At 72.9% G+C, this 12,758-nt stretch carries 14 protein-coding genes; 7 read left to right on the top strand and 7 right to left on the bottom strand.

Features of this window, described 5'->3' with window-relative positions:
• Position 1: 1 nt before the first annotated feature.
• From ACSSS0_RS08615 to ACSSS0_RS08605, 3 genes are read right to left on the bottom strand one after another with little or no spacing between them, the layout of a single operon-like run.
• A complete protein-coding gene (locus ACSSS0_RS08615; RefSeq protein WP_487230791.1) occupies positions 2-874 on the bottom strand; it encodes an LLM class F420-dependent oxidoreductase in 873 nt (290 codons plus the stop codon).
• Between the two features lie 36 nt (positions 875-910).
• A complete protein-coding gene (locus ACSSS0_RS08610) occupies positions 911-1,444 on the bottom strand; it encodes a phosphoribosyltransferase (RefSeq protein ID WP_435984417.1) in 534 nt (177 codons plus the stop codon).
• A 37-nt stretch (positions 1,445-1,481) separates the two neighbouring features.
• Positions 1,482-1,928 carry a hypothetical protein gene (locus ACSSS0_RS08605; protein WP_487230790.1) on the bottom strand — a complete coding sequence of 149 codons (447 nt, stop codon included), beginning with the start codon at positions 1,926-1,928 and terminating at the stop codon, positions 1,482-1,484.
• 64 nt (positions 1,929-1,992) lie between these two features.
• Between ACSSS0_RS08605 and ACSSS0_RS08600 the strand changes: the two genes are divergently transcribed.
• Entirely contained in the window at positions 1,993-3,231 is a 1,239-nt protein-coding gene (locus ACSSS0_RS08600) for an aminotransferase class I/II-fold pyridoxal phosphate-dependent enzyme (protein WP_487230789.1), read from the top strand.
• Positions 3,232-3,338: 107 nt separating this feature from the next.
• Here the strand turns inward: ACSSS0_RS08600 and ACSSS0_RS08595 are convergent, their stop codons facing one another.
• Positions 3,339-3,659: a hypothetical protein gene (locus ACSSS0_RS08595; RefSeq protein WP_487230788.1), complete on the bottom strand. Its 321-nt coding sequence runs from the start codon at positions 3,657-3,659 to the stop codon at positions 3,339-3,341.
• A 143-nt stretch (positions 3,660-3,802) separates the two neighbouring features.
• Between ACSSS0_RS08595 and ACSSS0_RS08590 the strand changes: the two genes are divergently transcribed.
• Positions 3,803-4,564 (top strand): DUF5995 family protein, encoded by a 762-nt coding sequence (locus ACSSS0_RS08590; protein WP_487230787.1) that lies wholly within the window; start codon positions 3,803-3,805, stop codon positions 4,562-4,564.
• A 19-nt stretch (positions 4,565-4,583) separates the two neighbouring features.
• Here ACSSS0_RS08590 and ACSSS0_RS08585 read toward each other — a convergent pair whose 3' ends face one another.
• Positions 4,584-5,870: an MFS transporter gene (locus ACSSS0_RS08585; protein WP_435984422.1), complete on the bottom strand. Its 1,287-nt coding sequence runs from the start codon at positions 5,868-5,870 to the stop codon at positions 4,584-4,586.
• Between the two features lie 132 nt (positions 5,871-6,002).
• Here ACSSS0_RS08585 and ACSSS0_RS08580 point away from each other — a divergent pair, with 132 nt between their 5' ends.
• From ACSSS0_RS08580 to ACSSS0_RS08560, 5 genes are all read left to right on the top strand, one after another.
• The gene (locus ACSSS0_RS08580; protein WP_435984423.1) at positions 6,003-6,515 is read left to right on the top strand and encodes a MarR family winged helix-turn-helix transcriptional regulator; all 513 of its coding nucleotides are present in this window, start codon (positions 6,003-6,005) and stop codon (positions 6,513-6,515) included.
• Between the two features lie 25 nt (positions 6,516-6,540).
• Positions 6,541-7,380 carry an SDR family oxidoreductase gene (locus tag ACSSS0_RS08575; RefSeq protein ID WP_487230786.1) on the top strand — a complete coding sequence of 280 codons (840 nt, stop codon included), beginning with the start codon at positions 6,541-6,543 and terminating at the stop codon, positions 7,378-7,380.
• Between the two features lie 22 nt (positions 7,381-7,402).
• Entirely contained in the window at positions 7,403-9,073 is a 1,671-nt protein-coding gene (gene bluB, locus ACSSS0_RS08570) for a 5,6-dimethylbenzimidazole synthase (RefSeq protein ID WP_487230785.1), read from the top strand.
• Between the two features lie 78 nt (positions 9,074-9,151).
• Positions 9,152-10,708 carry a peptide MFS transporter gene (locus ACSSS0_RS08565; protein ID WP_487230784.1) on the top strand — a complete coding sequence of 519 codons (1,557 nt, stop codon included), beginning with the start codon at positions 9,152-9,154 and terminating at the stop codon, positions 10,706-10,708.
• 1 nt (position 10,709) lies between these two features.
• Positions 10,710-11,225: a gamma carbonic anhydrase family protein gene (locus ACSSS0_RS08560; protein ID WP_487230783.1), complete on the top strand. Its 516-nt coding sequence runs from the start codon at positions 10,710-10,712 to the stop codon at positions 11,223-11,225.
• A gap of 52 nt (positions 11,226-11,277) precedes the next feature.
• Here the strand turns inward: ACSSS0_RS08560 and ACSSS0_RS08555 are convergent, their stop codons facing one another.
• Positions 11,278-12,039, bottom strand: a complete 762-nt coding sequence (locus ACSSS0_RS08555) for a sulfite exporter TauE/SafE family protein (protein ID WP_487230782.1) — start codon at positions 12,037-12,039, stop codon at positions 11,278-11,280.
• Complete coding sequence (locus ACSSS0_RS08550) at positions 12,036-12,734, bottom strand: FadR/GntR family transcriptional regulator (protein WP_487230781.1); 699 nt, start codon at positions 12,732-12,734, stop codon at positions 12,036-12,038. The genes ACSSS0_RS08555 and ACSSS0_RS08550 overlap by 4 nt, the downstream gene beginning before the upstream one ends.
• Positions 12,735-12,758 lie beyond the last annotated feature (24 nt).

Raw genomic sequence — 12,758 nt, 5'->3', positions numbered from 1 at the left:
CTCAGAACCGCGCGGCCTCGGGGATGATCCGCTCGCCGATGAGCTCGAGCACGTCGGTCTTCGAGCCGTCACCGATGCCCATCTGCACGTGGGTCACACCGAGCCCGGCGAGGTCGCGGAGGTGCTCGAGCGTCGCGTCGACGTTCTCCCCGTTCGGGCCCGGGTCGACCGGTCCCATGACGGTCTTCTCGATCTCGTCGTAGTCGCGACCGAGGGCCTCGCAGTGACCACGCAGCACCTCGAGCTTGTGGGCGAGGTCGGGGCTGTCGAAGAGGTTGCACGCCTGGGCGTACTGCGCGACCATCCGCAGCGTCTTCTTCTCGCCGCCACCGCCGATGAGGATCGGCGGGTGCGGGCGCTGCACCGACTGCGGGGAGTTCAGGGTGCTCCCGAGCCGGTAGTGCTTGCCGGCATACGGCTCGACGCTGTCGCCCCACATCTGGAGGCAGATCTGCAGCGTCTCCTCGAGGCGCTCGAAGCGCTCGGCGGTGGCCGGGAAGGGCAGGCCGAGACCGACGCACTCCTCCTCGTTCCACGCGGCGCCGATGCCGAGCATGGCGCGGCCCTTCGACAGCACGTCGAGGGTCGTGACCTCCTTGGCGAGCAGCCCCGGCTCCCGGTAGACGGCGGCCGTGACCCACGCGAGCAGCTGGACCTTCTCGGTGACCGCGGCGAGGAAGCCGAGGGCCGTGTAGGCCTCGAGCATCTCGTGCTCCTTGGGCCCGACCATGCCGATCTGCCAGACGTGGTCCATGACCGAGAGCTTGGTGAAGCCGACGTCCTCGGCGGTCCGCGCGGTGCGGACGAGGTCGTCGACGAAGGTGGAGGAGCCGCCGCTCCACGTGAAGTTGGCGAGGTGCAGTCCGAGATGCATCCTGCGACACTACGTCCGCTCGCTGGGAGCGGACCCTCAGTGGGCGTCCGGATCCGCCGTGACCTGGGAGCCGGACACGGGCGGCTCGGCCGACCACGGGAAGACGATCCACCGGTCGGTCTGGCGCCACACGTAGTCGGGGGCCACGACCGAGCCCGGCTTGCCGTAGAGCACCGCGCTGCGCGCCTCGGCCCCGTGCTCCTGGAGCAGGTCGAGCACGAGGGCGAGGGTGCGGCCCGAGTCGGCGACGTCGTCGACGACGAGGATCCGTCGGCCCTTGAGGCTGTCGGTGTCGAGGTGGGGCGCGAGCAGGACGGGGTCGGGCAGGGTCTCCTCGACGTCGGTGTAGAACTCGACGTTGATGGCATCGGTCAGCTTGACCCCGAGCGCGTAGGACAGCCCGCCCCCGGGGATGAGCCCACCCCGCGCCACCGCGACGAGGACCTCCGGCCGGAAGCTCGAGTCGGCGACGAGGGTCGCCAGCTCGCGGACTGCGACCCCGAAGCCCTCCCACGTCAGGACCTCCTTGTCGACGAGCGTGGAGGCGTCTGCGTGGTAGGCGATCGTCATGCGCAGCAGGTTAGCCACGTCGCGTGAACGCCGTGTTTCACGTGTCGAGGGTTCCGGTGCCGGGAGCCTCGGTGCTCGCCCCGGGGCTGAGCACCGGCTCGTCGAGGGCCCGCAGCAGGGCCGCCTCGAAGGCCGCGACCGAGCCACCGGCGGCCTCGAGGGCGGACGCGCCGAGCACCGGGACGAGCACGCCACCGCGGCGGACCAGGACGACGGGAGAGCCGGACCCGGCCACGGCCGACGCCACTTCGTCGTCCATCTCGTCGAGGTGCACCAGCCGGACGGGCCGGCGGAGCCGAGCCACGAGCGCATCCCACTCGGGCTTGCGTCGGACGGTGGCGTGGGTGATGTCGCAGAGCGCGCAGTGCGCGGTGCCCCGCAGCCGGCCGTACGCGTAGCGCAGCTCACCGAGAAGGCTCCCCTCGGCGTGGTAGACGCCGACGACCTCGCCCTCGTGCGGTCCGGTCGGGTGGGGCTGGCGCACCGTGGCCTCCTCGCGGTCGGGGTCGTGGTGGCGCCACCGTACCTCGCGCCGGCGGCCGGGGCCGATGCGCGAGACTGGCCGGGTGACCACCGACCCGAGCCGCGCGACCCGACCGCTCCAGCCCTCCCGGCGCTCGCGGGTGCCGCCCTTCGAGGTCATGGACGTGCTCGACCGGGTCGCCGTGCTGCGGGCACAGGGTCGCGACGTCGTGTCCCTCTGCGCCGGAGAGCCGTCCGGGGGCGCGCCGAGCCTCGTCTCGGAGGCGGCGGCGCGGATCCACGGCTCGGGGCGCGCCCTGACCTACACGTCGGCGCTGGGCATCCGGGAGCTGCGCTCCGAGATCGCCGCGCACTACGGCCGGTGGTACGGCCTCGACGTCGACCCCGCCCGGGTCGCGATCACGACGGGCTCGTCGGGCGGCTTCGTCCTCGCCTTCCTCGCCGCCTTCGAGGCGGGGGACCGGGTCGCTCTCGCGCGGCCGGGCTACCCGGCCTACCGCAACATCCTCACTTCGCTCGGGTGCGAGGTCGTCGAGATCGACTGCGGCCCCGAGACCCGCTACCAGCCGACGCCCGAGCTGCTCGACGCCGCCCAGGCCGACGGTGCGCTCGCCGGGCTCATCGTCGCCTCGCCCGCCAACCCGACCGGCACGATGGTCGACCGCGCCGAGCTCGCCGCCGTCACCGACTGGTGCGCCGCCCACGGCGTGCGCCTCGTCAGCGACGAGATCTACCACGGCGTCACCTACCCCGAGCCCGGTGCCGCGGACCCGCGCGGCGTCTGCGCCTGGGAGACCGACGACGCCTCCCTCGTCATCTCCTCCTTCAGCAAGTACTGGGGCATGACCGGCTGGCGCCTCGGTTGGATGCTGCTGCCCGACGACCTCGTGCGCCCCGTCGACGCGCTCGCCGGCAACGTCGCGCTGTGTCCACCGGCACCGGCGCAGTATGCCGCCGTGTCGGCCTTCGCGGAGGAGTCCTACCGCGAGTGCGACGAGGCGGTCGCCGAGTTCGCGCGGACACGGAAGCTGTTGCTGGACAACGCGCCCCGGCTCGGCTGGGGTGAGTCCGCGCCGCCGGACGGCGCGTTCTACTACTGGGCCGACCTCGGGCCGCAGCTCGCCCGGTGGGGCGGCTCGGCGGCATACGCCAGCGCCCTGCTCGAGGAGGTCGGCGTCGCCATCACGCCCGGCGGCGACTTCGACGACCGGGCCGGCGGGCACTCGGTGCGCCTCAGCTTCGCCGCCGGCGCGACCGCGGTCGGCGAGGCGATCGAGCGGATCGAGGCCTTCAACACGCGCTGAGCCGCCGAGCCGCTGGGCCGCTGAGTCGCTGACCGGAAAGCGAGTCCGCCCGCGTCGAAGCCCCCGACCTCGCGGGGGCTTCGACCATCCTCACCCCTTTCAGGTCGTCAGAGGATGAGCACCACCGCAGCGATGACCGCTCCGGCCAGGCTCAGCGTGCTGAGCACGAAACTCATCACGGCGCCTGCGGTCCAGTAACCGGACCGGTCGCGGACACTCGCACCCAGCAGGCCGAAGCCTGCCGCGAGCAGCACCCCACCGGCGATCCAGCTGCCGAGGTACCAGGCCTCGGTCAGGCCCGCCAGGACCCAGCCTGCCGGCACGAAGTATGCGTACGCGCCGAAGGCTGCGACCAGGAGGCCGATGGTGATGAGCGTGTAGTCCAACGTGCGGTTGCGGAACAACCGCGGAAGACGCTCGGTCCCCACACTGTGCTTCTCAAGGAGCTGTGACATTGTCCTCACCTCCTCTCCATCCCTCACCTCCAGCGTGGCTCGCGCGCCCAGTGGGCGCCAGAGGCCTTGGTCCTGTCTCTGCCACACGGGACGCGCCGAGCCGCTAGCGTCGGCGCATGGGGTGGCTCTCCGGCGCAGTGGCGTGGGTCCGCTCGCGGATCGGTGGTCAGCCGCGCCCCGAACCGCCGGCGCCCGGCCAGCTGGCGTCGGTCGACGCGGTCGTCGAGCGGATGCGCGAGATCGACCGGGCCCTGCCCGGGAGCGACGGCGTCGCGGCCTTCAACCGGATGTACCTCCGCGTCACCGAGCTCGTGCGCGACCGGCTCGTCGAGGGGTGGTTCGGCAACCAGGCCTTCGTGACGCGGCTCGACCTCGTCTTCGCCGGTCTCTACCTCGACGCCGTGGGCGCCGGCACCCCCGACGCGTCGTGGCAGCCGCTCTTCTCGTCCCGGCTCGAGCCCGGGCGGGTGCCGATCCAGTTCGCGCTCGCCGGGATGAACGCCGACATCAACCACGACCTCCCGCTGGCCGTCGTCACGACGTGTCGTCAGCTGGGCCTGACGCCCGACAGCCCCGGCGTCGAGGCCGACTACCACCGCGTCAACGACCTGCTCGCTGCGGTGCAGGAGGACGTCCGCCGGTCCTTCCTCGACGGCATCGCCCTCGCCGTCGACGAGCAGTACGCCGGCCCCGTCGCGAACCTCGTCAGCGGCTGGAGCATCTCGCGTGCCCGCGACGCCGCCTGGACGAACGCCCGCGTGCTGTGGTCGCTCGAGGGTGTCGAGCCGCTCCGGACCGACTTCCTCGGGACGCTGTCGCGCACCGTCGGGATGGCCGGGCGCTACCTGCTGACGCCGGTCGCCGACCTCGCCCCCTGAGGGAGCGAGGCCGGCGAGGTCAGGCCGCGAGTGCCGCGGTCGCCGGCTCGAGCGGACCGTCGGCCGCCGCCCGCTGCGCCGCGACTCGGCGCTCCTCGACGCGGCGGTCACGCAGCGCGGCCCGCAGGCGCCAGGCGCCGTAGACGGCGACGAGGCTGATGACCAGGTGCAGGCCGAGGAAGCCGTTGGCGAGCCCCATGCCGAGCAGGGCGCCGGCGACGAGCGGTCCGACGGCCGAGAAGGTCGTCTGGATCGCCGTGAACGTGCCGAGCGTCGTGCCGACGAGCCCGCGGGGGGCGAGGCTCGCGGTGAGCGGGTTGAGCACCGGGGCGTACATCGTCTCGCCGACGGCGAAGATGCCGAACGTCGTGACGAAGAGGGCCGAGGCGACCTCCGGGGTCAGCTGGGCGACCGAGAGGACGACCCACGACAGGGTCCAGATGGCGCCGACGACCATGAGCAGGCTGGCTGCGTTGCGCCGCGCGGTGACGCGGACGACGACGACCTGGAGCGCGACGATGACGACGCAGTTGACGGCGGCGGCGAGGCCGATGGCGGACTCGTCGACGTCGAGGACGGTGAGGGCGTACGCCGGCAGGCCGGACTCGAACTGCGCGTAGAAGCCGAGGGCCAGGGCCACCGCGACGACCGCGGTCCAGCGCAGGGCGGGCACGGCGAAGATGCGGCGCAGGGCCTCCATCGTGCTGAGGCGCGTCTCGGCCTCACCGGCAGCGAGGTCGGGGGCGACCTCGCTCGGGGCACCGATGCCGGCGACGTGGATGAGGACGGCCGAGATGGCGAAGCCGGCGCCCGCAGCGACGAAGGCGAACGTCATGCCGTCGGTGCGCGAGAGGTCGACGAACTGGCCGGCGACGAAGGCGCCCACGGCCATGCCGATGGCCTCGGCCGTGAACTTGTAGGCGAAGACCTTGCGGCGGTCGTCGCTCCCGGCCCAGCGCAGCACGAGCACCGACGCGGCGGGGCCGGCCGCGGTCAGGCCGAAGCCGAAGACGAACATGCCGACGAGGAAGGCCGGGGCCGACTCGGCCCAGACGAGGCTGCCGACGCCGACGGCGGCGAGCAGCTTGGCCACGACGGCGACGGTCACCGGGTTGAAGCGGTCGCTGAGGCGCCCGGCGAAGGGCGCGGCGACGAGCGCGCCGACCGAGAAGAGCGTGCTGGCCAGGGCGGCCGCGAGGGCCCCCCAGCCGCGGGTGTTGGCCGCATACGCGTACTGGTAGGGCAGCACGGTGCCCCATCCGAGCATGCCGATGGACGACGCGAGGATGAGCAGCTTGGTGCGCATGGGTTTCACACCCTTTCGGAAGGACGGGGAGGCGGACTTCGGGAGTCAACGCAGCTTCGGTATCGAATATTTCGTCATCGAAGTTCGACTTCGAAAGAGTAGCACCCCGCACGGGTGCGACAATGCCTTTCCATGGCAGCGAAGCGACGGCAGACCGCCCAGCAGGAGCACGCCGCGGACGTCGCGACCTATGTCGCCGCGGGCGGCGAGGAGTCGGTGCAGCGCGTCATCACCGCGGTGTTCTCGGTGACGAAGAAGCTCGACCAGTGGTACGTCCGGCAGTTCGCCGACCTCGACCTGACCCAGGGCGAGTGGTCGGTGCTCGCCTCCCTCGCCCGCGCGGGCGACACGTGCCTCACCCCGAGCCAGCTCGCCGACCTGTCCAACGTCGCGCCCTCGTCGATGACGCACCGCCTCGACAAGATGGCCGGCCGCGGCCTGCTCCAGCGCCGGCCCGACGAGTCCAACCGCACCCGGACCCTCGTCTCGCTGACCACGGACGGGTGGGCCCTCTTCAGCGCCGCGGTCCGCGAGTCCAACGTCGTCGAGAGCGACACGCTGCGCGGCCTGTCCGACGCCGAGCGGCACGAGCTGGCCCGGCTGCTCGAGATCGTCATCGCGGGCCTCGACGACATCGACGCCTGACCCGGGCGGGCGTAGCGTCGCCCGCATGAACGCCAACGCGCAGCCGGTCGCCCTCGTCACCGGAACCTCCTCGGGCATGGGCCTGCACACCGCCGTCGAGCTGGCCCGCCGCGGCCTCACCGTCGTCGCCACGATGCGCGACACGAGCCGTGCCACGGCTCTCACCGACGCGGCAGCCGAGGCCGGCGTCGAGCTCGACGTCCGGGCCCTCGACGTCACCGACCACGAGGCCGCCCGAGCTTGCGTCGACGGGGTGCTCGCCGACCACGGCCGCATCGACGTCCTCGTCAACAACGCCGGGCGCGGTGCCGTCGCCACCGCCGAGCAGCTGAGCCTCGACGAGATCCGCGACCAGCTCGAGGTCAACTACCTCGGCCCCGTCGCCCTGACCAAGCTCGTCCTGCCGCACCTGCGCGAGGCCGGGTCCGGCACCGTGCTCACCGTGACGAGTGTCGGCGGAGCCGTCGGGCAACCCTTCGCGGACGCCTACTGCGGCGCGAAGTTCGCCGTCGAGGGCTTCATGCAGTCGCTCGCCGTCGTCATGCTCGCCCACGGCGTGCACGTCTCGGTCATCGAGCCCGCCGCCGTCGCCAGCGACTTCGTCGGCAACGTCGCCCGTCCCGAGAGCGATCCCACCGACCCGTATGCCGTCCAGCTCGACGCCTACCTCGCGCGGTCCGCGGGTGCCTTCGCGAACGCGCAGTCCTCCCGGGACGCCGCGGTCGCGATCGCCGACGCCGCGACGTCGACCGACTACCGCTTCCGCTGGCAGACCTCGGAGGGCGCGACCGCCTTCGTCGGGATGTCGCTCGCCGACACCGACGGCACCCGCGTGCTCGGCGTGACCCGGTCCTGGATCGGGTGAGCTCCTCGTTAGAGTCGGCCCCGTGAGCTACCGCAGGCCCGTCCCGACGATCGGCGACCCGTCGTCGGCCGCCGAGCGGGCCCACGCGCCCGACGCCTGGGCCCTGCGCGACGACCTCGCCTCCCTCGAGCGCGTCGTCGGCGCGCGCCGCGACATCCGTCGCTTCCGCCCCGACCCCGTCCCCGACGACGTGCTCACGGCGGTGCTCACGGCCGGCCACCGGGGCCCGTCGGTCGGGCACAGCCAGCCGTGGCGCTTCGTCGTCGTCACCGAGGCCGCGACCCGCGACGCCGCCGCCCTCATGGCCGACCGGTGCCGGCTGCGGCAGGCCGCCGGGATGGCCGAGGAGTCGGCGCGTGGTCTGCTCGACCTGCGCCTCGAGGGCATCCGTGAGGCGCCCGTCGGTGTCGTCGTCGCGTGCGACCGGCGCACCCCGGCCGCCGGCGTGCTCGGCCGGGCGACCTTCCCCGATGCCGACCTCTGGTCGTGCGCCGCCGCCATCGAGAACATCTGGCTGACCGCCCGCGCCCACGGCCTCGGCCTCGGCTGGGTCACCCTCTTCGAGCCGGCCGAGCTCGCGGACCTGCTCGGCCTGCCCGACGGCGTCGAGACCCTCGGCTGGCTCTGCCTCGGCTGGCCCGACGAGCGCCCACCCGAGCCCGGCCTCGAGCGAGCCGGGTGGAGCAGGCGCCTCCCGCTCGAGCAGGTCGTCATGCGCGAGCGCTGGACCGAGCGCGACGCCCCGCCCTCGCACCTGCGCGCCCCCGAGCCGGCCGACGTCGTCGCGGCCCGCGACCGCTCCGACGACCTCCTCGCCGTGCCGGGCTCGCTCGGCGTCCTCGACACCGTCCTCGACCGCATCACCGCGCTGGCTGCCGTCGACGGTCGGGGCACCCTCCTCGTCGCGGCCGCCGACCATGCCGTGACGGCATACGACATCTCCGCCTTCGACGCGTCGGTCACCGCCGACGTCGCCCGCGCCACCCGCGAGGGCACGTCGATGGGTGCCGTGGCCGCACGTGCGGCCGGCCTCGACATCGAGCTCGTCGATGCCGGGATCGGCTGCCGCAGAGGGGATCTCGTCACCTCCGACGCGCTCGACGAGATGACGTATGCCGCCCTGCTCGCTCTCGGACGCGAGCGCGGTCTCGCGCTGGCGGGCGCCGGTCCCGTGGCGCTCGGCGAGGTCGGTGTCGGCAACACGACCGTGGCCGCCGCACTCGTCGCAGCCCTGCTCGACGTGCCGGCCGACGAGGTCGTCGGCCGCGGCTCGTCCGCCGACGCCGCGATGCTCGACCGCAAGCGCGACGTCGTGACTCGGGCGCTCGCCCGGGTCGGCCGCGCCGGTCCCGACGAGGCCGTCCGTCGCCTCGGCGGGGGAGAGCTCGCCGTGCTCACCGGGGTGACGCTCGGCGTGGCCGAGGCCGGCGGGATCGTCGTGCTCGACGGCCTCGCGACGTCGGTGTGCGCGCTCGCCGCCGTGCGCCTCGAGCCGGCCGTCGCGGCGCACCTCGTCGCCGGACAGCGCTCACGTGAGAAGGCCCACGCCCTCGTGCTGCGCGAGCTCGGTCTCGAGCCCCTCCTCGACCTGCGGATCCGTGCGGGCGAGGGCGTCGGAGCGGCGCTCGCGACCGGCCTCGTCAAGGACGCCCTGGCCCTGCGGGCGGGCGTCGCGCGCACCTCCAGGGTTTGAGTCCGACGGTGGGACCCGCCTAGTTTGGGGTGGTTGTCCAACCGTCGAACTGCCCTCACGAGGGGCTGGGAGAATCGCATGACCACACAGACCCAGGACCGACCACCGACTCCCGAGTCGGGCGCCAGCGCCGACGACCGGGCGTTCCTCGGGCACCCCAAGGGACTGTCGACCCTCTTCTTCGTCGAGCTGTGGGAGCGCTTCTCCTACTACGGGATGCGCGCCATCCTGCTCTACTTCCTCATCGACACCGTGGCCAACGGCGGCCTCGGCATCGACGAGACGACCGGCACCGCCGTCGTCGCGATCTACGGCGCGTCCGTCTACCTCCTGTCGATCATCGGCGGCTTCACCGCCGACCGTCTCTTCGGCGCGCGACGCTCGACCCTCTACGGTGCCGTCGTCATCATGGCCGGCCACGTCTGTCTCGCCATCCCGGCCGCGGCGACCGCCTGGCTCGGCATCGCGCTCGTCGCCCTCGGCACCGGCCTGCTCAAGCCCAACGTCTCCGCCATGGTGGGCACGCTCTACAAGCCCGAGGACGCGCGCCGCGACGGCGGCTTCTCGATCTTCTACATGTCGATCAACATCGGCTCGTTCTTCTCGCCGCTCGTCGTGGGGTGGCTGCGTGAGCACTACGGCTACCACGTCGGCTTCTCGGCCGCGGCGGTCGGCATGGCCATCGCCATCGCGTGGTTCGTCTTGGGCCGCAAGGCCCTCGGTCCCGCCGTCGACGACGTGCCCAACCCGCTCTCGCCCGAGGAGCGCGGCCGCGTCGCGGCCCTCGCCGTCGGCGCCGTCGTCGCCTTCGCGGTCATCGTCGTCGTCGCGGGCCTGTGGCGCGACACGGTGCTCGACCAGGTCATCGACGCGATCTCCATCGTCGCCGTGCTGACCCCGATCGCCTACTTCACGATGATGTTCCGCAGCCCCAAGGTCGAGCGCGAGGAGAAGTCGCACCTCGCGGCCTACCTGCCGCTGTGGATCGGCGCGATGCTCTTCTGGATGATCTTCGAGCAGGCCGCCGGCAAGATGGCGATCTTCGCCGCCGACAACACCGTCACGGAGACCGCGGGCATCAGCATCAACCCCGAGTGGTTCCAGTCGATCAACCCGCTCGCCATCGTCCTGCTCGCGCCGATCTTCGGCTGGATCTGGACCAAGCGCGCCGGACGCTTCCCGTCGACCCCGATGAAGTTCGTCCTCGGTGTGACGATCATCGGCCTGTCGGCCCTCGCCATGTCCTGGGCCTTCGCGACGTTCCAGGGCAACACGGCGCCGGTCTACATCCTCGGTGGCATCTTCGTCATGCAGACCGTCGCCGAGCTCTGCCTCTCGCCGGTCGGCCTCTCGGCCACGACCCGTCTCGCGCCGCGGGCCTTCGCGAGCCAGGCCATGGCGCTGTGGTTCCTCGGCAGCGCAGCGGGTCAGGCCATCGCCGCCCAGCTCATCCAGGCGATGGGCGGCCTCAGCGACGCGGTGTACTACCTCGTCAACGGCGTCATCACCCTCGTCGTCGCCGGTGTGCTCCTCGCGCTCGTGCCGTGGATCCGTCGCAAGATGTCGACGGCCGAGCTGCACGCCACCGGCCGGGTCGAGAGCACCGACCGCACCGACAGCGTCTCGGCGCACTGACGTGATCGTCAGCCTCGACGGCGTCACCCCGGTGGTCCACGAGACCGCCTGGGTGGCGCCGAGCGCCGACCTCGTCGGCGCCGTCGACCTCCGGGCGGGCTCGAGCGTCTGGTACACCGCCGTGCTCCGCGCCGACTTCGACCCGATCGTGCTCGGCGAGCGCAGCAACCTGCAGGACGGCGTCGTCGTGCACACCGATGCCGGGCACCCGACGAGCATCGGCGCAGGTGTGTCGGTCGGCCACCGTGCCGTCCTCCACGGCTGCACCGTCGAGGACGACTGCCTCGTCGGGATGGGTGCCGTCGTGCTCAACGGGGCCCACATCGGCGCGGGCAGCCTCGTCGCCGCCGGCGCCGTCGTGCCCGAGGGCGCCGTCATCCCGCCCCGCTCGCTCGTCGCCGGGGTGCCCGGCACGGTCCGGCGCGAGATCGACGAGCCGGGACTCGCGCGCATCCGCGCCAACGCCGAGGTCTACGTCGAGCTGGCCCGCCGCCACCGCGAGGCCACCAGCGCCTGAGGGGCGCGCACGCGTGGGGCGGGCGTCACGGCATACGCCCTCGGTCTCCGCGTCAGCGGAGCAGCAGGACCGCGGCGACGACGCCCGCGACGACGACGAGCACCCGGAAGAGCGTCGGCGGCAGCCGGCGGCCGACGCGGGCGCCGACGTAGCCGCCGACGACCGAGCCGGCCGCGAGCAGCCCGATGGCCTGCCAGTCGAGGTCGGCGACGGCGACGAAGATGAGCCCGGCGACGACGTTGCCGGCGAAGATCGCGAGGGTCTTGAGGGCGTTGACGACGCGCAGGTCGATGTCGAGCCCGAGCCCGAGGACGGCGACCATCATGACGCCCGAGCCGGCGCCGAAGTAGCCGCCGTAGACGCCGGTCAGCAGCGCGAAGAAGGTCGTCACCGGCCCCATCCGGGTGCGCGGGCCGACGTCGTCGCCGCCGCGGGACCGCAGCCAGCGGGCGACCCAGGGCTGCACGCCGACGAGCAGGCAGGTGAAGAGGATGAGCCACGGCACGACGGCCTCGAAGACGCTGGGCGGCAGGGCCAGGAGGAGCACCGCGCCGCCGACCGCGCCGACGGCGCACGTGACGACGACGGTCCACGTGATGCGCGGGTGCTCGCGCAGCTCGGCGCGGTAGCCGAACGACCCGCTGACGCCGGCGGGCACGAGGCCGACGGTGTTGGACGCGTTGGCGACGACGGGTGGCAGTCCGACGGCGAGCAGGACGGGGAAGCTGACCAGCGAGGCCACCCCGACCGTCGAGGTGAGGATGCCGGCGCCGAGACCCGCGCCGAGGACGGCGAGCATCTCGAGGGGCGTCACGACCCGTCTCGCAGCACCGCCACGTCACTGACCATGACGACGTGGGCGTGCATGGCCTCGGCCGCCGCCTCGGGGTCGCCGGAGCGGATCGCGTCGGCGATGGCCCGGTGCCCGACGAGCGAGTCGGCGGGGCGGCCGGGCTGGCTGAGCGACTCGATGCGGGTCTCGCGGATGAGGTCGCGGATCTCGTCCATGAGCCGGGCGAGCAGGAGCGAGTGGGCGGCGGCGGTGACGGCACCGTGGAAGCGCTCGTCGCCCTCGACGCCGCGGCCGCCGGCCTCGACGTCGCGGGCCATCTCGGCGATGGCCTCGTCGATGCGCGCGAGGTCGTCGGCCGTGCGCCGTGCCGCCGCGAGGGCCGCGATCTTCGTCTCGAGGGCGTCGCGGGTGTCGATGATCTCGGGCAGCCGGTGGGCGTGCGCACGGATGGCCTCGACGATCCGGCGCGGGCCGGAGGCGTCCGACAGGATCGTGCCGTCGCCGTGCCGGACGGTCACGACACCGATGACCTCGAGCGCGACGAGGGCCTGGCTGAGCGTGGCGCGGCTGACGCCGAGACGCTGCGCGAGCTCGCGCTCGGGAGGCAGGCGGTCTCCCGTCGTGAGACCGTTCGACTGGATCCACGCGGTGATCTGCTCGGCGACCTGCTCGTAGAGCCGGGTGCGCGTGAGGCGGGACATCCCCGATGTCGACATGGGGTCACTCTATTGACAGTCAAC

It is taken from the genome of Terrabacter sp. R4-6 (assembly GCF_057529065.1).
The sequence above is the reverse complement of the archived record's forward strand: the minus strand, read 5'-3'. Positions and strand labels throughout refer to the sequence as shown.